Origin of the sequence: Cellulomonas sp. H30R-01, from assembly GCF_010119915.1 — a bacterium.
Classification (GTDB): Bacteria; Actinomycetota; Actinomycetes; order Actinomycetales; family Cellulomonadaceae; genus Cellulomonas; species Cellulomonas algicola.
The window spans coordinates 3,529,448-3,548,163 of record NZ_CP048210.1 but is presented as its reverse complement, the minus strand read 5'-3'; the positions used below and the strand labels follow the sequence as shown (position 1 = coordinate 3,548,163).

The window sequence follows — 18,716 nt, the reverse complement described above, 5'->3', positions numbered from 1 at the left end:
CTCCTCGCATGACGTCACCCGTGCTCGTCGTCGCGGCCGCCGTGGTCGACGACCTGGACGAGCCGCGGGTCCTGCTCTCCGCACGTCGCGCGACGCCGGCGAGCCTCGCAGGTCGATGGGAGTTCCCCGGCGGCAAGGTCGACGCCGGGGAGACCCCCGAGACCGCGCTCCACCGTGAGCTCCGGGAAGAGCTCGGCGTCCGTGTCGCTCTCGGCGACGAGGTCGTGGGTCCGGACGACGGCGTCTGGCCCCTCACCGACCGGTACGTGATGCGCCTCTGGCTCGCGGAGGTCGTCGACGGCGTCCCCGAGCCGCTCGTCGAGCACGACGAGCTCCGCTGGCTGCCCGCCGGTCAGTGGCACGACGTCCCGTGGCTCGACGCGGACGTCCCCATCGTCGACGCCCTCGTCGCACTGGTCCGCGACCGCGTCTGACGTGTCCACCCCGGCGATCGCTGCCGCACCCGGGCATGAGACGGCCCGCGGAGGGCCGGCATCGACGGCGGCGGGACCGTGCGCCGGCCCGCTCCGCGGGCCGTCAGCTCACCAGCGGTGGTTGCTGTTGCCCGAGCAGATCATTCCGGTGCCCCGGCAGAACGTGCACTCGCCCTTCCACCGCTTGCGACCCTGACCCTCGCAGTGGCTGCACTCCGCCACCGGGGACGTGCACTCGTCGCACCTCTTCATGTCGGCCTCCTCGCCAGGCTCGTCGTCGTGCCCGGACCTCGTCGCCGTCTGGACCGGCACGGGGTCTTCAGTCGTCAGCATCGGCAGGACGGGCGTCCACTTGAGCGGCGCAACCCGACCGTGACCTGGACACCTGCCCGCAGGGCGTCCTGGCCAGGACCTATGTCGCGATTCGCGCGCTGTGTCCGTGCGTCCCGCGGCAGATTCGCCCGTTCGGCGCAAGGGTCGTCGGCGCGTCGCTGCCCCGACCGGGCCGCCCGTCGGGGCTTCGCCGCGCGGACCGGATTCGACGGGCTCGTCGACTCCCCGGCCGGCCGGTTCGACGGGCTCGTCGACACCCCGACCGGACCGGTTCGACCGGCTCGTCGACGCCTCAGGGCGGCTCGTCGACGACTCGGCTGGACCGCCCGGCGGGCTCGTCCGACCGCGTCGGCGGGACGTCAGCCCAGGGCCGCTGCCAGGCGCCGTACACCCTCGCTGAGCGTCGCCGTCGACGCCGCCAGGTTGAGACGCGCGAAGCCGACGCCCTCGGGCGCGCCGAACGTGGGCCCGGGGTTGAGCGCGAGGCGACCGCGCTCGAGCGCGAGACGTGCAGGGTCGGCGCCGTCGCGGACCGCGGGGACGTCGCGCAGGTCGAGCCACGCGAAGTACGTCGCGTCGGGCGGTGTCCAGCGGGCCGCGGGCAGGTGCGTCGCCAGCAGCGCGGACAGCAGCCGCTGGTTGTGGCGCAGACCGTCGAGGACCCGGTCCAGCCAGTCTCCGCAGTCGCGGAGCGCCGTCGTGTGGGCGACCGCGCCCAGGTGGCTGACGCCGTGCAGCACGATCTCCGGCAGGCTCGCGAGGTCGGCGCTCGCGTCCGGTCCCGGGACGGCGACCGCGGCCTTGAGCGCGGCGAGGTTGAACGCCTTCGACGCCGAGTGCAGCGCGATCGCCGACGGGATCACCGTCGTCGTCGGGACGAACCGCGACGACGCGCCCTCCTGGCCGGTGTCGCCGCCGTCGGGGTTGCCGGTCGCGGCGTCCCGGGCGCCGGCACGGTCGGTCGTCTGCGTGCTGCGGCCCATGACGAGCGGCGCGTGGATCTCGTCCGCGACGACCCGGACGCCGTACCGCCCGGCGAGCTCGCCGACGGCCGCGAGCTCGGCGGCCGTGTGCAGGGTGCCCGTCGGGTTGTGCGGGTGGCACAGCAGGTACGCGGCGCGACGGCCGCCCGACGTGGCAACGGCGAACGCGGCGTCGAGCGCGTCGAGGTCGAGGCGACCGTCCGGGCCGAGGGGGGCCGGCAGCGGGCGTCGGTCGGCGTGCTCGACGAACTGCACGAACGGCGGGTACACCGGCGGGTTGATCACGACGGCGTCGCCGGGGTCGGTGACGAGCCGCAGCATCTCGACGATGCCCAGCATGACGTCCGGCACGAGCCGGCAGTCCGCGACAGGCACGTCCCAGCCGTACCGGGCGGCGGCGAAGCCGGCGAGGGCCTCGGCGTAGTCGGGCCCGTGCACGTACCCGGTGTCGCCGGCGCGCATCGCGTCCGACACGGCGCGCACGACGGCCTCGGGCTGCGGGACGTCCATCTCCGCGACGTACATCGGCAGCACGTCGGCCGGGTAGCGGCGCCACTTCTGGCTCGTCCGGCGCCGCAGCGCGTCGAGCGGCACGGAGTCGAAGATCGTCGTCCCGTCGGCCACGTCCGCGTCCACGCGCCGACCTTACGTCGGGTCACCCGGAACGGGCCGACGAGCCGGTGCTGGGGCGATCGGCTGGGGACGGCGGAGGGCCGGGTCCGTGGTGGACCCGGCCCTCCGGTGGTGCGGTGCGCCCGTCAGGGCGTGTGCGGCGTCAGAGCGTCGCGCGGACCGCCCGCGTCGCCTGCAGGATGTGCTCGAGCGACGGGGTGACCTCCTCGTAGCGGCGGGTCTTGAGGCCGCAGTCGGGGTTCACCCAGAGCTGGTCGAGCGCGATCGCCTTGACCGCCTCGGTGAGGAGCTCCTCGACCTCGCCCTCGCTCGGCACGCGCGGCGAGTGGATGTCGTAGACGCCCGGGCCGACGGCGCGCGGGTAGCCCGCCGCGGCGATGTCGCCGAGGATCTCCATCTTCGAGCGGGCCGCCTCGATGGACGTGACGTCGGCGTCGAGGCCGTCGATCGCGCCCATGATCTGGCCGAACTCGCTGTAGCAGAGGTGCGTGTGGATCTGCGTGTCCTCGCGCACGCCCGCCGTCGAGAGGCGGAACGAGCGGACCGACCAGTCGAGGTACGCCGCGTGGTCCTCCGCGCGCAGCGGCAGGAGCTCGCGCAGCGCGGGCTCGTCGACCTGGATGATGCCGATCCCGGCGGCCTCGAGGTCGGCGATCTCGTCGCGCAGCGCGAGGCCGACCTGGTTGGCGGTGTCGCCGAGCGGCTGGTCGTCGCGGACGAACGACCACGCGAGGATCGTCACCGGCCCGGTGAGCATGCCCTTGACGGGCTTCTCCGTGAGCGACTGCGTGTACGACGTCCACGCGACCGTGATGGGCGCCGGGCGGGACACGTCGCCCCAGAGGATCGACGGACGCGTGCAGCGCGAGCCGTAGGACTGGACCCAGCCGTTCTGCGTCACGGCGAACCCGTCGAGGTTCTCCGCGAAGTACTGGACCATGTCGTTGCGCTCGGGCTCGCCGTGCACGAGGACGTCGAGGCCGATCTTCTCCTGCAGCTCGACGACGCGGCGGATCTCCGCCTTCATCTCGTCCTCGTACTGCTCGGCGGTGAGCTCGCCCTTGCCGAACGCGGCGCGCGCCTTGCGGATCTCCGGCGTCTGCGGGAACGAGCCGATCGTGGTCGTGGGCAGCGGCGGCAGGTCGAAGCGCGCGGCCTGCGCGGCCTTGCGGCTCTCGAAGTCGCCGCGGTTGAACGCGTCCTCGCCGAGGGCGGCGACACGTTCGCGCACCTCGGGGCGGACCACGCCGGGGGCGGTCTTGCGCGACGCGACGGCGTCGGACGCGGCGAGCAGCTGCTCGTGGATCGCCTCGCGGCCCTCGGTCAGGCCCTCGGCGAGCGTGACGACCTCGACGACCTTCTGGTCGGCGAACGCGAGCCACGACTTCAGCGTCGGGTCGAGCGTGGGCTCGTCCTGCACGTCGTGGGGCACGTGGAACAGCGACGTCGACGTGCCGACCGTGACGGCGCCCGCGCCGAGGTTCTCGAGCTGCTCGAGCACCTGGAGCTTGGCGTCGAGGTCCGCGCGCCAGATGTTGTGGCCGTCGATCACGCCCGCGACGAGCGTCTTCGACTCGAGGCCGGGAACGGCCTGCGTCGGGGCGGGGCCGCGGACCAGGTCGACGCCGATGGCCTCGACGTCGGTCGCCGCGAGCACGCCGAGCGCGTCGCGCAGGTCGCCGTACGGCGCGGCGACGAACAGCGCCGGGCGGCCCTCGACCGCGGTGAGCGCGCCGTACGCCTCGGTGACCGACGCGAGCAGGCGCTCGACGGGCACGTCGATCGAGTCGGACACGAGCGCGGGCTCGTCGAGCTGGACCCACGTCGCGCCGGCGGCGGCGAGGTCGCGCAGCAGCGCGGCGTAGACCGGCAGCACGTCGGCGAGGCGGTCGATCGGCGCGAAGTCGTCCGGCGAACCCTCGGCGGCCTTGGCGAGCGCGAGGAACGTCACCGGGCCGACGATGACCGGGCGGGTGAGCACGCCCTCGGCCAGCGCCTCGGCGAACTCGCGGACCGGGCGGTCGCTCGCGTAGCGGAACTCGGTGTCCGGGCCGATCTCGGGGACCAGGTAGTGGTAGTTCGAGTCGAACCACTTGGTCATCTCGAGCGGCAGGTCGTCGCCGCGGCCGCGCGCGACCGTCGAGTAGCCCGCGAGGTCCAGACGGCCGTCGGCGTCGACCAGGTCGGCGAAGCGCGGCGGGATCGCGCCGAGCACGGTCGCGGCGTCGAGCACGTGGTCGTAGAACGAGAACGCGCTGGGGATCGCGGGCACGTCGGTGCGCAGGCCGAGCTCGGCCAGGCGGGTGCGGGTGCGGCGGCGCAGGTCGGCGGCGACGGCCTCGACCTCGTCGGCGGAGGAGCGGCCGGCCCAGAACGCCTCGATCGCCTTCTTGAGCTCGCGACGGGGACCGATCCGGGGGTAGCCCAGGACGGAGCCGGCGGGGAACGTGGGGGTGGTGGTCATCGCGGTGTCTGTCCCTCGTGGGTCGGGTCGGGTGCCGTCGTGGTCGGTCCGGGTGTGCCGGGGGTCGTCGCGGTGGGGGCCGTGACGGGTACGGCGCTGCGGCCGGTGCGGGCCCCGCCGTCCAGACCCGCTCCTTCGAGCAGGTCGAGCGCGGCGTGGTGCTGGTTGAACGTGTAGAGGTGGACGCCCGGGGCGCCGCCGTCCAGCACGCCCTGGACGAGGTCGACGCCGGCGCGGATGCCGCGACGGTGCCGCTCGAGGTCGTCGTCCGCGGACCCGAGCAGGTCGAGCAGGTCGCGCGGGACGGGCACACCCGTGAGGTCCTGCACGCGCAGCAGCCGTGCGGGGTCCGTGCTGGGGATGATGCCCGGGATGATCGGGATGGTGACGCCCGCGTCGCGCGCCTCGGCGACGAGCCCGAGGTACGACTCGGCGTCGAAGAACACCTGCGTGATCGCGAAGTCCGCGCCGGCCTCCTGCTTCGCGAGCAGCGACGCGACGTCCTGGGCGCGCGTGCCGCCCGTCGCCGCGTTGCCGCGGGGGAACGCCGCGACGGCGACCGACAGGGGCCGGACCCGGGCGCGCACGGCCTGCGACGGGCTGCCCGCGCACCGGCGCGACTCGATCTCGCGCAGCAGCGCGACGAGCTCGCTCGCGGTGTTCACGCCGTCCGGGTGCGGCTGCCAGTCGTCCTGCCCCGCGGGCGGGTCGCCGCGGAGCGCGAGGAACGAACGCGCACCCTCGTCGAGGAACTCCTCGACGATGGCCGTGATCTCGTCGCGCGACGTGCCGACGCAGGTGAGGTGCGCGATGGGGTTGAGCGACGTCTCGCGCAGGAGCCGGCTGACGAGCGCGCGGGTCGTGACGCGGGTGCGGCCCGAGGCGCCGTACGTGACCGACACGAAGTCGGGGTGCGCCTCGCCGAGCCGCTGGATCGTCTCCCAGAGCCGCGGTGCGGCGTCGGGGTTGCGCGGCGGGAAGAGCTCGAACGACACCGTCGGCCGGTCGATCGCGGCGAGCGGGCGGTCGGGCGCCACGTGCGGGCCGGTCGTCCGACGCGGGGTGGTGTCGGCGACGGTGCCGGTCTGGTCGACCGTGCCCGGCAGCGCGTCCACGACGGGGACGCTCACCGGACGACCGGCGTCGGTCGGCCCGCGCGGGGGTCGCGGGGGCACGCGGGGTGCTGCGGCATCGTTCACTCCATCGACCCTGGCGGAAGCACCCACACCCTCGCCAGGAGGGGGGTTGCTGCGGCGTCGTCGAGCCAGGTCTCTCGGCCGCTCTGGATGGTTGTCGAGATGCTAGACCGCCGACCACATGGTGGGCAACGTTGCTCGACCGGTGAGACGCCAGCGTCCGCGCGGCAAGCGGTCCGTCGAGGTGGGAACGTCGCGGTCGAGAGCCGTCGGACTCGCTGGCCTCCTCCCTGGCGTCGCGGCGTCGACGCACCGACGGTCGATCACGCGCGGTGGCGGACCGTGCCCGGCGACGCGGGATGACGACGGCAGAACCGGAGGGCGTCCGGTCCACCCCTCGGATCAGCGGCGGCGGCGCGGGGTCAGGTGGCCGGGCCGGAGCCGGCTGCGCTGCGTCGGGACGTCGAACCACGAGGTCGGCGACCCGGCCACGACACCGAGCAGGCCGTCCTGGACGGCGGCCAGCACCTCGGCGTCGACGTCCGAGGGGGTGGACATCGCGGCGGCGGCCCCGCGCACGGCGTCGAGCCGCCCGTCGGGGTCCGTCGTGTCCGTCATGCCGGGCATCCTAACCTCCACCCGAAAGAGGGTCGGAGGTGCGCGCCGAGGCGTCACTCGACGGGAGCAGCAGCCTCCCGTGGGCGCCGCGCGGAGCGGTCGTCGACCGCCACCAGGGTGCGTCGGCTGCGGTGGTCCGCGGCCGCCCGGGTTCGTCGGACGCGGTGGTCCGCGGCCGCCCGGGTTCGTCGGACGTCGGCCGTCGTGCTCCGCGCGGCGGCACCGTGGGCGGCGGAGCAGGCGCGCGTCAGGGCACCGTCACCGACGGGCACGTCGCGAGGTGGTCGTCGACCAGCCCGCACGCCTGCATCGCGGCATAGGCGGTCGTGGGTCCGACGAACCGGAAGCCGAGCGACTTGAGCTCGCGCGCGAGCGCGCGTGACTCCGGGGTCACGGCCGGCACGTCCGTCCAGGTCGCGGGCCGGACGTGGTCGGCGCGGTCGGGTGCATGGGACCACAGGACCTCGTCGAGCGTGCGTCCCTGCGCGTGCAGGTCCCGCAGCGCACGGGCGTTGGCGATCGTCGCCTCGATCTTCGCGCGGTTCCGCACGATGCCGGCGTCGGCCATGAGGCGTGCGACGTCGCCGTCGCCGAACCCGGCCACGACCTCGGGGTCGAAGTCGGCGAAGGCCGCGCGGAAGGCGGGACGCTTGCGCAGGATCGTGATCCAGGCGAGCCCCGACTGGAACCCCTCGAGGGCCAGCCGCTCGAAGAGCGCGTGCTCCCCGTGGACCGGGTGCCCCCACTCCTCGTCGTGGTACTGCTCGTAGAGGGGGTCGCCGTCGCCGAAGCACCGGCCCGTCACGAGCGGGCGTGCCGGGGTGGCGGCGGGGACGTCGGGCGTCGCGGCGGCGTCGGGGGTCTGCGTGGGCACGGCGCCAGTCTGGCGCGGGACGCCGACACCGCGCGGGCGGGCGTCGACGGCTGGCGGTGCCGGTGCGCCGACGCGGGCTGTGGACGGCTCGCGGCGGGCGTGAGAGTCACGATCCCGTGCGACCCTCCGCCCGTGCGATGAGCGCCGCGATGCCGTCGAGCAGCAGGGTCGTGCCGAACGAGACCGGGCCGTCCTCCATCGCGGCACCGAAGGCTCCCGCGCTCGCGGCCCGGACGAGCGCGGGGTGCTCGTCGGGCGTCGCGACGGCCAGCAGCATCCCGTCCATGTCGTAGGACCGCGACGTCGCCTCCTGCACGGCCCGCTCCCGGTCGGTCCACGAGGCGAACAGCCGCAGCTCGTCCAGCTGGTGGCTCGCGATCGTGCCGACGGCCGTGACCTTGGTCGCCTCGTCGAGCGGCGTGTCCTCGAGGGCCGCGACCATCGCCTCCATCCAGGCGAGCCGGTTGGGCCCGACCGCGTGCAGGACGGTGCCCGTCTGCGCGAGCCACGGGTGCGAGAACAGGACCGGCTGCTGGATCGACACGAGCAGCTCGATGCGCGCGCGCCAGTCGCCGACCTCGCGCCCCACGGCGGGTGGCCGGCCGCTCGCGCGGTCGGACATGAGGCTGACGACCTCGTCCTTCGACGCCACGTAGCGGTAGAGCGACATGGTCGTGAACCCGAGCGACTCCGCGAGCCGCGCCATCGACACCGCCCCGATGCCCTCCGCGTCCGCCAGCGCGATGGCGGCGTCGGCGATCTGGTCGAGCGTGAGGCTCGGCCGGGGGCCGCGCCGGGGTGGCTCGGGGGAGCGCCACAGGACGGCCAGGTCGGGCGGGAGCGCGGACGCGTCGACCGTCGTGGTGGCGGGCGCGGTCCCGGCCCGGGCGGCCTCGCGGCGCGCCTTCTCGGCCTCGCGAGCGGCGCGCTGCTGCGCGAGGGCGGCGTCGCGCGCAGCCTTCTCGGCCTCACGGAGCGCCCGGCCGGCCTCGCGTGCGGCGTCACGGGCGGCGCGCTCGCGCTCGGCCTGAGCGCGCTCGGCCTCGCGGCGGGCCTCGGTCTCGCGGCGGGCCCGCTCGCGCTCGACGTCCTGCAGGGCTCGGGCGCGGGCGGCCTCGGACTGCTCGAGCGCCTTGACGCGGTCGCGCTCGGCCTTCTCGTCGTCGCGGCGGCGACGGTCGGCCTCCTTGCGGGCGCGCTCGGCGTCCTTGGCGGCCTCACGGTCGGCCTTCTCGCGGTCCCGACGTGCGCGGTCGGCCTCCTTGGCGGCAGCGCGCCCCGCCTTCTCGCGGTCGCGGCGCAGCGCCTCGGCCTCCTTGCGCGCGTCGTCCGCCTCGCGCCGTGCGACCTCGGCGGCCCGGTCGTCGCCCGCCTCGGTGCCGTCCGGGTGCGGGTTCGCTTCCTCGTCCACGTCGTACCTCCTTGACGCCCGATCCTATAAGTGTGTATGACATACACACACAGTTTACGACGTACACAGAAGGAGGCCACGCGATGACCGCACCGATCGTCGTCGCCCGCGGACTGCGCAAGTCCTACGGCGACCTCACCGTCCTCGACGGCGTCGACCTCGACGTCCACCGCGGCGAGGTCCTCGCCCTGCTCGGGCCCAACGGCGCGGGCAAGACGACGACCGTCCGCATCCTGTCGACGCTCCTGCGACCCGACGGCGGCACCGCGACGGTGGCCGGCGCCGACGTCGTCCGCGACCCCGCGGCCGTCCGCGCCGCCATCAGCCTCACCGGCCAGTACGCCGCGGTCGACGAGCTGCTGACAGGCGCGGAGAACCTGCACCTGATGGCCCGGCTGGCGCACCTCAGCGGCCGCGAGGCGCGCACGCGCTCGCGCGACATGCTCGAGCTGTTCGACCTCACCGACGCCGCGGGACGCCTGGTCAAGACGTACTCGGGCGGCATGCGGCGGCGGCTCGACCTCGCCGTCAGCCTGCTGAGCCGTCCCCAGGTCGTGTTCCTCGACGAGCCGACCACCGGCCTCGACCCGCGCAGCCGCGGCGACCTGTGGGACGTCATCCGTGACGTCGTCGACGCGGGCGCGACGCTCCTGCTCACCACGCAGTACCTCGAGGAGGCCGACCGCCTCGCCGACCGGATCGTCGTCGTCGACCACGGCCGCGTCATCGCGCAGGGCACCGCCACCGAGCTCAAGCGCACGGTCGGGTCGGCGCACGTCGAGCTCGTGCTGCGCGACGGCACGGTCCAGCGCGTGCCCACCGACGGGTCGGTCGCCGACGTGCACCGGATCCTCGGCGACGTGTCCGCCCGCCCGCTCGACGTCGCCGCGTGGCAGGTCCGCGAGCCCACGCTCGACGACGTGTTCCTCAGCCTGACCGGCAAGCCCGCGGACACCGCCGACGCCCGCTGCACCACCGGCGCGGGCAGCACCGAGGACCGCACCCGCCCGTCCGCCGACGCGCTCGCCGCTGCCGGCCCGCACCCCCGGGAGACCCGATGACCGCCCTGCTCGCCCCCGCACCCACGACGGTCCGCCCGGGTGCGGGCCAGACCGTCCGGGACACGACCGCGCTGATCGGCCGGACGCTGCGCCGCACGACCCGGCAGCTCGACACGCTGCTGATCTCGGTGATGCTGCCCGTGATGCTCCTGCTGATGTTCACGTACGTGTTCGGCGGGGCGATCGACCCGACCGGCCGCTACGTCGACTTCGTCGTGCCGGGCATCGTCCTGCTGACCGCGGGGTACGGGGCCGCGAACACCGCGGTCGACATGGCGTCCGACATGACGAACGGCATCATCGACCGCTTCCGCTCGATGCCGATCCGCGCGACGGGCGTCGTGACCGGCCACGTCGTCGCGAGCATGGTCCGCAACGCCGTGTCGACCGCGCTCGTCGTCGGTGCCGCGTTCCTCGTCGGCTTCACGCCGGACGCGACGCTGCTCGACTGGCTCGGTGCGCTCGGGATGGTCGCGCTGTTCGTCCTCGCGCTGACGTGGGTCGGCGTCGCGGTGGGCATCATGTCGTCCGGGCCGGAGGCGGCCAGCGGCTTCACGTTCTTCATCCTGTTCCTGCCGTACGTGTCGAGCGCGTTCGTCCCGCCGGAGTCGATGCCGTCGGTGCTCGAGGCGATCGCCGCGTGGAACCCGGTGACGCCGGTGACGGACACGATGCGCGGCCTGCTCCTCGGCCTGCCGCTGGCGACGTCGACGTGGGTGTCGGCGGCCGCGTGGTGCGTCGGCATCTTCCTGGTCGCCCGGACGGCTGCGGGCCTGCTCTTCGCCCGCCGCCGCTGACGTCCTCCCGTCCACGAGCCCGCGACCCGGGCCCCGGCGCGTCGCGCAGAGGAGGGACCCGACGTCAGAGGGCCGCGAGGGCCTTGCGGATGCGGGTCGGGGAGACCGGGACCGGCGTGCCGAGCTGCTGCGCGAACAGGCTGACGCGGAGCTCCTGCAGCAACCAGCGGACCTCGTCGAGCGCGGCGTCCCGGGCCGCGTCCGGAGAACCCGCGCGCGCCCTCGTCACCGCCGCGTCGTAGAGGTCCTCGAGGTCGTGGACCTGCCACGCGAGGTCGCCGTCGCGCTGCGGGTTGTCGCCGGCCTTCGCGAGCCGGTGCCTCGCGGCGCGCAGGTAGCGGGTCAGCTGCGGCAGCCGGACCGCGCCGACCTCGGCGACGAACCCGGCGTGCACCAGGTCGGCGGACTGCTCGCGCACGTCCTGCACGGTGGCCAGCAGCGCGAGGCTCGCCGACGCGCGCAGGTCGCCCTCGAGCTCGCGCCACGCGCCGAGCACCGCGACCAGGTCGGTGACGACCGCGTGAACGGCGTCCTCCAGACGGTCGCGGACGGCGGTCCGCAGCGCGGCGTAGGCGTCGGCGTCGCGCACGTCGGCGGGCGTGCGGTCGCCCAGGTGCGCGGTCATGAGCCGGTCGATCGCCGCGAGCTGCACGTCGGTGACCAGCGCGTCCGTGCTCGGGTACGGGCTCGCGGCGAGCGTGAGCGCCTGCGTCCCGGTCCACCGGGACGTGATCCGGCCGCTCGCCAGCCCGACGTCGAGCAGCAGCAGGCGGCGCAGGCCGCGTCGGGCCGTCGACGGGACGGCCGCCGCGTCGGCGAGCGTCCGCACGGCGACCGACGTCGTCTCGTCGACGAGCACGGGGAACGCCCGCACGGTGACTCCCGCCGCGGACGCCTCCAGGACCTCGGGGAGCCGCCCCCCCGGCAGGTCGTCGGGCCACGTGCGCAGTCCGGAGCGCTCGAGCGAGACGGGTGCGGCAGCGGGCGCCGACGAGCCGGGTGCGCCGGGCGTCGGCACCGCGCCCCGACCGGGACCGGCACCGGCACCCGGCGCGGCCGCAGCGCCGACCGCCCCGGTGCGTCCGTCATCGCCGGTCTTCCCGCGGCCATCGGCCGCGCCACCCGACCCGACCTGCCCTCCGGGAGCCGACCCACCGCCACCCGGCCCGACGGCAGCAGCTCGCGCCTCCTCCATCGCCGCCCGCACGGCGGTCCGGACGGCCGCGTCGACCGCCTCCTGCGTACGCGACGCGAGCCGCCGCTGCAGGACCAGCAGGTCCTTGCCCTCGTCGACGACGCCCCCGCGGTCCCCGACGACGCGGAACGTCATGCGCAGGTGCGGCGGCAGCTTCTCGTCGTCGAACGCGTCGTCGGGCACGTCGACGTCGCGCACCGCCCGGACGGCCTGCCGGAACAGCTCGCGGAACGACGGTGCCGCGTCGCCGGCCCGGACGGTGTCCTCCCACGACGCGGTGTGCTCGCGCAGCCACGCCTCGACGGACCGTGCGACGTCGGGTGCGGGGACGAGCTGCACGCGGACGGGCTTGGGCAGGGAGCGGATGGTCGCGGTGACGAGCTCCTCGCGCAGCCCGGGCACCATCCAGTCGAACCCGTCGGGCGTCAGGCGCGCCAGGGCGGTGATCGGGATGTGCACCGTGACGCCGTCGGCCTCGGTGCCGGGCTGGAACTGGTAGGTCAGCGGCAGGCGCAGGTCGCCCTGCGGCCAGCGGGACGGGAACGCGGACTCGTCGATGGCGTCGGCGTCGTCGGCGACGAGCAGCTCGCGCGTGAACGTCAGCAGGTCGGGGTCGCGTCGTCGGGCGCCCTTCCACCACTGGTCGAAGTGCCGCGCGGAGACGACGTCGGACGGGACGCGCTCGTCGTAGAAGGCGAACAGGACGTCGTCGTCGACGACCAGGTCGCGGCGCCGGGCCCGCGCCTCCAGACCCTCGGCCTCCGCGAGCAGGCGGCGGTTCTCGTGGAAGAACTGGTGGTGCGTCGTCCACTCGCCCTGCACGAGCGCGTGCCGCACGAACAGCTCGCGCGCGTGCTCGGGGTCGACCTTGGCGTACAGGACGCGGCGCTGCGCGACGATCGGCACGCCGTACAGCAGGACCTTCTCCGACGCGGTCGCCGCACCCTGCTTCGACGACCACGCGGGCTCCGAGTAGGTGCGCTTCACCAGGTGCGCGCCGACCTCCTCGGCCCACTCGGGCTGGATGCGCGCCGCGTCGCGCCCCCACAGGCGGGACGTCTCGACGAGCTCGGCGGCCATGACCCACGACGGCGGCCGCTTCGCGAGCCCCGACCCGGGGAAGAGCGCGAACCGTGCCCCGCGCGCGCCGAGGTACTCGTTGCGCGCCCGCCGGTCGGGCCGCCGTCCGCGTCCGCCCGTGCCGGCCCCGCGCGCCGGGGCGGCGACCTCGGTCGCCTCCTGCATGCCGATGTGCGAGAGCAGCCCGGACAGGATGCTCACGTGGATGCGGTCGGCGTCCCACTCGAGCCGCAGCGCCCCGCGGGCCGTGTCGTCGGGACCGCGACTTCCGCCGGGCCCGGACACATCGCTGTCGCCGTCCCGAGCGGAGGTCGCGCCCTCGACGGCGGGGGCCGCGGTCGGACGGGATGACGACGAGCCCGGTCGCAGCGGTGACACGTGGATCCCCAGCGGCTTCGCGAGCTCGCGCAGCTGCGTCACGACGTCCTGCCACTCGCGGATGCGCAGGTAGTTGAGGTGCTCGGACCGGCACAGCCGCCGGAACGCGTTGCCCGACAGCTCGCGCTGCTGCTCGCGGAGGTACTGCCAGAGGTTGAGGTAGGCCAGCAGGTCGGACGTCGGGTCGGCGAATCGGCCGTGCAGCTGGTCGGCGCGGTCGCGCTCCTCGGCGGGACGCTCGCGCGGGTCCTGGATCGACAGGGCCGCGGCGATCACCATGACCTCGCGCGCGACGCCCCGACGGCCGCCCTCGACGATCATGCGCGCGAGCCGCGGGTCCATCGGCAGCTGCGCGAGGGCCCGGCCGGTGTCGGTGAGCCGCGTGACGTTCGTGGTCCGCCCGGACCCGTCGGCGGCGGCGACCGCGACCGTCTCCAGCGCCCCGAGCTCCGTCAGCAGCTGCACGCCGTCGCGCACGGCGCGCACGTCCGGCGGGTCCACGAACGGGAAGTCGGTCACGTCGTCGGGCGACGCGGCGACGCCCACCGCGATCATCTGCAGGATCACCGAGGCGAGCGACGTGCGCAGGATCTCGGGCTCGGTGTACATCGGCCGCGACGCGAAGTCGTCCTCGGAGTACAACCGGATCGCGATGCCGTCGGCCACACGCCCGCACCGCCCGGACCGCTGGTTGGCCGACGCCTGCGAGACGGGCTCGATCGGCAGCCGCTGCACCTTGGTCGCCTTCGACCAGCGCGAGATGCGCGCGGTGCCCGGGTCGACGACGTACCGGACGCCCGGGACGGTCAGCGACGTCTCGGCGACGTTCGTGGAGAGCACGACGCGGCGGGACGCGTGCTGCTCGAAGACGCGGTGCTGCTCGGCGGCCGACAGGCGGCTGTAGAGCGGCAGGAGCTCGACCGCCTGCGGGTGGCGCGGATCGGTGACGCGGGCGCCGAGCGACGTGCGCAGCGCGTCCTCCGCGTCCCGGATCTCCCGCTCGCCCGACAGGAACACGAGGATGTCGCCGGGCCCCTCGGCGGACAGCTCGTCGACCGCCTCGGTGATCGCGGTCATGAGGTCGCGGTCCTCGGTGGCCCTGGCCCGCGCGCGGCGTCCGGCGTCCTCCGCGGGTGCCTCGACGTCCGGCGACAGGGGCCGGTACCGGATCTCCACGGGGTACGTGCGGCCGCTGACCTCCACGACGGGCGCGGGCACACCGGCCGGGTGCTCGGCCGTCGGCGGGCCGGCGAAGTGCTGCGCGAAGCGGGCCGAGTCGATCGTCGCCGACGTGATGACGACCTTGAGGTCCGGCCGCTGCGGCAGCAGCCGCGTGAGGTAGCCGAGGATGAAGTCGATGTTGAGCGAGCGCTCGTGCGCCTCGTCGATGATGAGCGTGTCGTACGCCCACAGCATCGGGTCGCGCTGGATCTGCGCGAGCAGGATGCCGTCCGTCATGACCTTGACGAGCGTCTCCTCGGACGACGTGTCCGTGAACCGCACCTGGTAGCCGACGAGCTCGCCGAGCGGCGTGCCGACCTCCTCGGCGATGCGCTCCGCGACCGACCGGGCCGCGATCCGACGGGGCTGCGTGTGCCCGATCTGCCCCGCGCGCCCCCGGCCCAGGTCGAGCGCGATCTTCGGCAGCTGGGTCGTCTTGCCGGACCCCGTCTCGCCCGCGACGACGACGACCTGGTGGTCACGGATCGCGGCGGCGATCTCGTCGCGGCGCGCGCTGACCGGCAGGGCCTCGGGGTAGACGATCGGCGGGACGACGACCTGCTCGCGGACCGCCGCGGCACGTGCCCGACGCGCCTGCGCGCGCTCGTCGTCACGTCGCCGGTCCTGCTGGTGCCCACCACCCCGCGCACGCTGGCCCGGCTGCCGGGCCTCGTCGGGACGCCGCGCCTCGTCAGGGCGCCGACCGCGCCCACCGCTGCGACCCCTGCGCCGGCGCGGGCCGGAAGGGCGCCCGGTCGACGGCTCGCTGGTGGTCACGACGCACGATTCTCCCAGGTGCTCCGCGCGGACCGCGCGCTCATTGCTCGAGCAGCACCAGCGCCTGGATGACGGGACCCGCGACGGCGACGTACATGACGGCGAAGAACAGGGCGTACAGCAGCGTGAACGCGGTCGCCTGACCCGCCGCACGCGGCTCGCGCAGGTGCGTGACCGTCTTGCTCACGACCCGCCACGGCCGGGCGACGTCCCAGCTGTTGAGGCGCAGGTGCCGGCCCAGGTACATGCCGAACGACACGAGCAGCAGGACCACGGGGACGAGCACGAGCGTGTCGCCCGCGAGCAGGGACGCCGCGGTGTCGCCGTGCCGCGTGATCGCGAACTCCAGCTGCACCAGCAGCACGTTGAGCACCGTGTTGAGCACGCCGGCCATCGCGAGCGAGATGACGAGGACGACGTCGAACCACATCGGCACCCCGTCGTCGTCGCGCCGGTGGCTGAGGTTGAGCTCGGTGACGAGGTAGCCCGCGTTGGGCAGCAGCAGCAGCCAGACGACCAGCAGCAGCCCGACCATCGAGAGGACGACCGTGCGCGGCACCCCCACCGCGAGCAGGAAGATCAGCGCGTACGACAGCAGGAGGACCAGCAGCGGCGCCGCGGACAGCCCGAGGTTGAGCAGCATCGGCCGGTACACGCGCGTGCCGAACACCGGGCCGCGGGCCACGACGAGCCCGAGCGCGAGCGTGTTCATGAGGAGCACGCCCAGCAGCAGGCTCGCGATCACGGGCGACGTCCGGACGTGGTCGGCATGGCGCCATGGTCGTGCGTCACGCCTGGTGAGGCCACCGGACGGACGCGCGGTGCGTCGCGTGCGCTGGCCGCGTCGCCGTCGCCTCCCGGACGCGCGAGCGGAAATGCGGTGGCGCGACCGCGGCGACCCTGCCTACCGTTCCCGGGTGCTGATCTGACCACCGCGCCGAGTCCCTCTCCCGACTCCCGCGCCCGTCGTGCTGCCACGACGTCGGCGCACCCCGGTGGTGATCGCATGAACCCAGTCCTCCGTGCCCGTGCCCTGACCCGTTCCTACGACGGGCGCCCCGTGCTGTCCGGCGTCGACCTCGACGTCGACCCCGGCCACCGCCTCGGCGTCGTCGGGGAGAACGGCATCGGCAAGTCCACGCTGCTGCGCCTGCTCGCAGGCGTCGAGCCGCCCGACAGCGGCGACGTGACACGCCCCGCCGCGCTCGAGCTGCTCACGCAGGAGCCGACGTTCGCCGCGACGGACACCGTCGCCGACGTCATGGCCGCCGCGCTCGCCGACGTGCGTGCCGTCGAGCAGACGCTCGAACGAACGTCGTCGGCGCTCGCGGACGACGTCCCCGGTGCCGACGACACGTACGCCGCGGCGCTCCTCGCCGCCGAGCTCGCGGGGGTGTGGGACGCCGACCGGCGGGCCGAGCTGGCCCTCGTCGGGCTCGGTCTGGCGGACGTCGACCCGGACCGGCCGACCGCGCGGATGTCCGGTGGGCAGCGGTCGCGGCTGGCGCTCGCGGCGCTGCTGGTCCGCAGCCCCGCGGCCGTGCTCCTCGACGAGCCGACCAACCACCTCGACGACGCGGCCGCCGAGTACCTCGCGGGTGCGCTGCGCGCGCTGCCCGGCGCGGTGGTGCTGACGAGCCACGACCGCGTGTTCCTCGACGAGACGTGCACCGAGATCCTCGACCTCGACCCGTCGCTCGACGGCCCGACGCGGTACGGCGGCACGTTCACGGACTACCTCGCGGCCAAGCGCGTCGAGCGCGCACGCTGGGAGGAGCGGTGGAAGAACGAGCGCGAGGAGCTGGTGCGGCTGCGGCACTCGGTGCGGGTCACCGCCCGGCAGGTCGGGTACGGCCGCGAGCTCGGCAACAACTTCAAGATGGACTACGACGCGCAGGGCGCGCGCGTCGAGCAGCAGGTGTCACGGCGGGTCCGCGACGCGCAGCGGCGGCTCGACGAGCTCACGCGCGACCACGTCCGCAAGCCTCCGCCGCCGCTGCGGTTCGCGGTGCCGGCGTCCTGGTCCGGTGCGGCGGGCGGGCTCGTGCTGCAGGTGCGCGACGCCGAGGTGCCGGGGCGCCTCGTCGTCCCGTCGCTGGACCTCGCGGCGGGGGCCAAGGTGCTGGTGAGCGGCCCCAACGGCGCCGGGAAGTCGACGCTCCTGCACCTGCTCGCCGGTGACCTCGCTCCGTCTCGCGGGTCGGTGCAGCGGGCCCGTGGGGTCGAGGTCGCGCTGCTCGAGCAGGACGTGGGTCTCGCCGACGACGCGCGCACGCCCCGGGCCCTGTTCGACGCCGTGACGGCCGACCTGCCCTCGCCGGTGCGGCTCGTCGACCTGGGGCTCGTCGCGCCGCGCGACGTCGACCGCCCGCTGCGGGAGCTGTCGGTCGGGCAGCGTCGACGCGTCGTGCTGGCGCTGCTCGTGGCCCGGACGCCCGGGGTGCTGCTGCTCGACGAGCCGACCAACCACGTGTCGGTCCGGCTCGCCGACGAGCTCGTCGACGCGCTCGAGGTGTCGCCCGGGGCGGTCGTCGTCGCGACGCACGACCGGTGGCTGCGGCGGCGCTGGACGGGGACGCACCTCGTCGTGCAGGACGGACGTGTGCACGGGGCCGACGCCCCTACAGTGGCCGGATGAACGAGACGGCCGGGTCCGGGGACGTCCACGGCGCGGCCGCGGGTGCGACGCCCGAGGTGCCCGAGGCGCGCGAGGTGTCCGACGGGGAGCGGCGCTCGGCGGCGGCGCTCGAGGCGTCCGGCATCGGGTACGCGATCACCCGGCACGGTCCCGTGCGGTCGCTCGCCGAGGCTGCCGCGGCCCGCGGCGTCGAGCCCGCCGACATCGTCAAGACGATCGTCGTGCGGCGCGGGGACGACGACTTCCTCTTCGTCCTCGTGCCCGGCGACCGGACCATCTCGTGGCCCAGGCTGCGCGCCCTGCTGGGCGTCAGCCGGCTCTCGATGCCCGACGCGGCGACGGCACGCGACGTGACCGGGTACGAGCGCGGCACGATCACGCCCTTCGGCTCGCTGACGGCCTGGCCCGTGGTCGCCGACTCGCGCGTCCCGGACCGGGCGGTGTCGATCGGGGCGGGTGCGCACGGCGTCGCCGCGACGGTCGACGGGGCGGACCTGGTGCGCGCGCTCGACGCGACCGTGGCGGACGTCACCGAGCCGGAGGGCTGACCGCGCGTTGACCGGCTCGGGATCGTCTTGTGTCGATCTTTGACTGTTTCTGTACAGGCGTCCGACTCTCCCTTGACCTGACGTGTCGAGCGGTCGATCCTTGACGAACACCGCGGGACGGACGCGGCGCGCGGG

The 18,716-nt window shown here is 74.8% G+C and carries 13 protein-coding genes and 1 riboswitch; of the genes, 5 read left to right on the top strand and 8 right to left on the bottom strand.

The annotated features are described in order from the left end of the window. Positions 1-8 precede the first annotated feature (8 nt). Positions 9-434 carry a (deoxy)nucleoside triphosphate pyrophosphohydrolase gene (locus GXP71_RS15870; protein WP_162353434.1) on the top strand — a complete coding sequence of 142 codons (426 nt, stop codon included), beginning with the start codon at positions 9-11 and terminating at the stop codon, positions 432-434. Between the two features lie 692 nt (positions 435-1,126). Here the strand turns inward: GXP71_RS15870 and GXP71_RS15865 are convergent. From GXP71_RS15865 to GXP71_RS15840, 6 genes are all read right to left on the bottom strand, one after another. Continuing rightward, positions 1,127-2,386, bottom strand: a complete 1,260-nt coding sequence (locus tag GXP71_RS15865) for a MalY/PatB family protein (RefSeq protein WP_238402454.1) — start codon at positions 2,384-2,386, stop codon at positions 1,127-1,129. 139 nt (positions 2,387-2,525) lie between these two features. Continuing rightward, a complete protein-coding gene (gene metE / locus GXP71_RS15860; protein ID WP_162353433.1) occupies positions 2,526-4,847 on the bottom strand; it encodes a 5-methyltetrahydropteroyltriglutamate--homocysteine S-methyltransferase in 2,322 nt (773 codons plus the stop codon). Then, entirely contained in the window at positions 4,844-5,977 is a 1,134-nt protein-coding gene (locus tag GXP71_RS15855) for a methylenetetrahydrofolate reductase (protein WP_370520945.1), read from the bottom strand. The genes metE and GXP71_RS15855 overlap by 4 nt, the downstream gene beginning before the upstream one ends. 67 nt (positions 5,978-6,044) lie before the next feature. Then, a riboswitch (SAM riboswitch) is annotated at positions 6,045-6,140 on the bottom strand. A 245-nt stretch (positions 6,141-6,385) separates the two neighbouring features. Then, positions 6,386-6,601, bottom strand: coding sequence for a hypothetical protein (locus GXP71_RS15850; RefSeq protein WP_162353432.1), 216 nt, complete (start codon positions 6,599-6,601; stop codon positions 6,386-6,388). 247 nt (positions 6,602-6,848) lie between these two features. Beyond that, positions 6,849-7,406 (bottom strand): DNA-3-methyladenine glycosylase I, encoded by a 558-nt coding sequence (locus tag GXP71_RS15845; RefSeq protein ID WP_162354402.1) that lies wholly within the window; start codon positions 7,404-7,406, stop codon positions 6,849-6,851. A 175-nt stretch (positions 7,407-7,581) separates the two neighbouring features. Then, a complete protein-coding gene (locus GXP71_RS15840; RefSeq protein ID WP_162353431.1) occupies positions 7,582-8,886 on the bottom strand; it encodes a TetR family transcriptional regulator in 1,305 nt (434 codons plus the stop codon). Positions 8,887-8,969: 83 nt separating this feature from the next. Here GXP71_RS15840 and GXP71_RS15835 point away from each other — a divergent pair, with 83 nt between their 5' ends. Further along, positions 8,970-9,947 carry an ATP-binding cassette domain-containing protein gene (locus GXP71_RS15835; protein ID WP_162353430.1) on the top strand — a complete coding sequence of 326 codons (978 nt, stop codon included), beginning with the start codon at positions 8,970-8,972 and terminating at the stop codon, positions 9,945-9,947. Beyond that, positions 9,944-10,744, top strand: a complete 801-nt coding sequence (locus GXP71_RS15830; protein WP_162353429.1) for an ABC transporter permease — start codon at positions 9,944-9,946, stop codon at positions 10,742-10,744. The genes GXP71_RS15835 and GXP71_RS15830 overlap by 4 nt, the downstream gene beginning before the upstream one ends. A gap of 64 nt (positions 10,745-10,808) precedes the next feature. Here the strand turns inward: GXP71_RS15830 and hrpA are convergent, their stop codons facing one another. Together hrpA and GXP71_RS15820 are read right to left on the bottom strand one after the other, a co-directional pair. Continuing rightward, positions 10,809-15,395 carry an ATP-dependent RNA helicase HrpA gene (gene hrpA, locus GXP71_RS15825; protein WP_162353428.1) on the bottom strand — a complete coding sequence of 1,529 codons (4,587 nt, stop codon included), beginning with the start codon at positions 15,393-15,395 and terminating at the stop codon, positions 10,809-10,811. A 40-nt stretch (positions 15,396-15,435) separates the two neighbouring features. Further along, positions 15,436-16,140: a DUF1361 domain-containing protein gene (locus tag GXP71_RS15820; RefSeq protein WP_162353427.1), complete on the bottom strand. Its 705-nt coding sequence runs from the start codon at positions 16,138-16,140 to the stop codon at positions 15,436-15,438. 261 nt (positions 16,141-16,401) lie between these two features. Between GXP71_RS15820 and GXP71_RS15815 the strand changes: the two genes are divergently transcribed. Together GXP71_RS15815 and GXP71_RS15810 are read left to right on the top strand one after the other, a co-directional pair. Next, positions 16,402-18,033 (top strand): ABC-F family ATP-binding cassette domain-containing protein, encoded by a 1,632-nt coding sequence (locus GXP71_RS15815; RefSeq protein ID WP_162353426.1) that lies wholly within the window; start codon positions 16,402-16,404, stop codon positions 18,031-18,033. Continuing rightward, positions 18,030-18,581 carry an aminoacyl-tRNA deacylase gene (locus GXP71_RS15810; protein ID WP_162353425.1) on the top strand — a complete coding sequence of 184 codons (552 nt, stop codon included), beginning with the start codon at positions 18,030-18,032 and terminating at the stop codon, positions 18,579-18,581. The genes GXP71_RS15815 and GXP71_RS15810 overlap by 4 nt, the downstream gene beginning before the upstream one ends. The last annotated feature ends 135 nt before the right edge of the window (positions 18,582-18,716 follow it).

Coding starts and splice junctions, on each gene's coding strand:
- GXP71_RS15870 (WP_162353434.1), top strand. CDS start 9: ATGACGTCACCCGTGCTCGTCGTCGCGGCCGCCGTGGTCGACGACCTG.
- metE (WP_162353433.1), bottom strand. CDS start 4,847: ATGACCACCACCCCCACGTTCCCCGCCGGCTCCGTCCTGGGCTACCCC.
- GXP71_RS15850 (WP_162353432.1), bottom strand. CDS start 6,601: ATGACGGACACGACGGACCCCGACGGGCGGCTCGACGCCGTGCGCGGG.
- GXP71_RS15835 (WP_162353430.1), top strand. CDS start 8,970: ATGACCGCACCGATCGTCGTCGCCCGCGGACTGCGCAAGTCCTACGGC.
- GXP71_RS15830 (WP_162353429.1), top strand. CDS start 9,944: ATGACCGCCCTGCTCGCCCCCGCACCCACGACGGTCCGCCCGGGTGCG.
- GXP71_RS15815 (WP_162353426.1), top strand. CDS start 16,402: ATGAACCCAGTCCTCCGTGCCCGTGCCCTGACCCGTTCCTACGACGGG.
- GXP71_RS15810 (WP_162353425.1), top strand. CDS start 18,030: ATGAACGAGACGGCCGGGTCCGGGGACGTCCACGGCGCGGCCGCGGGT.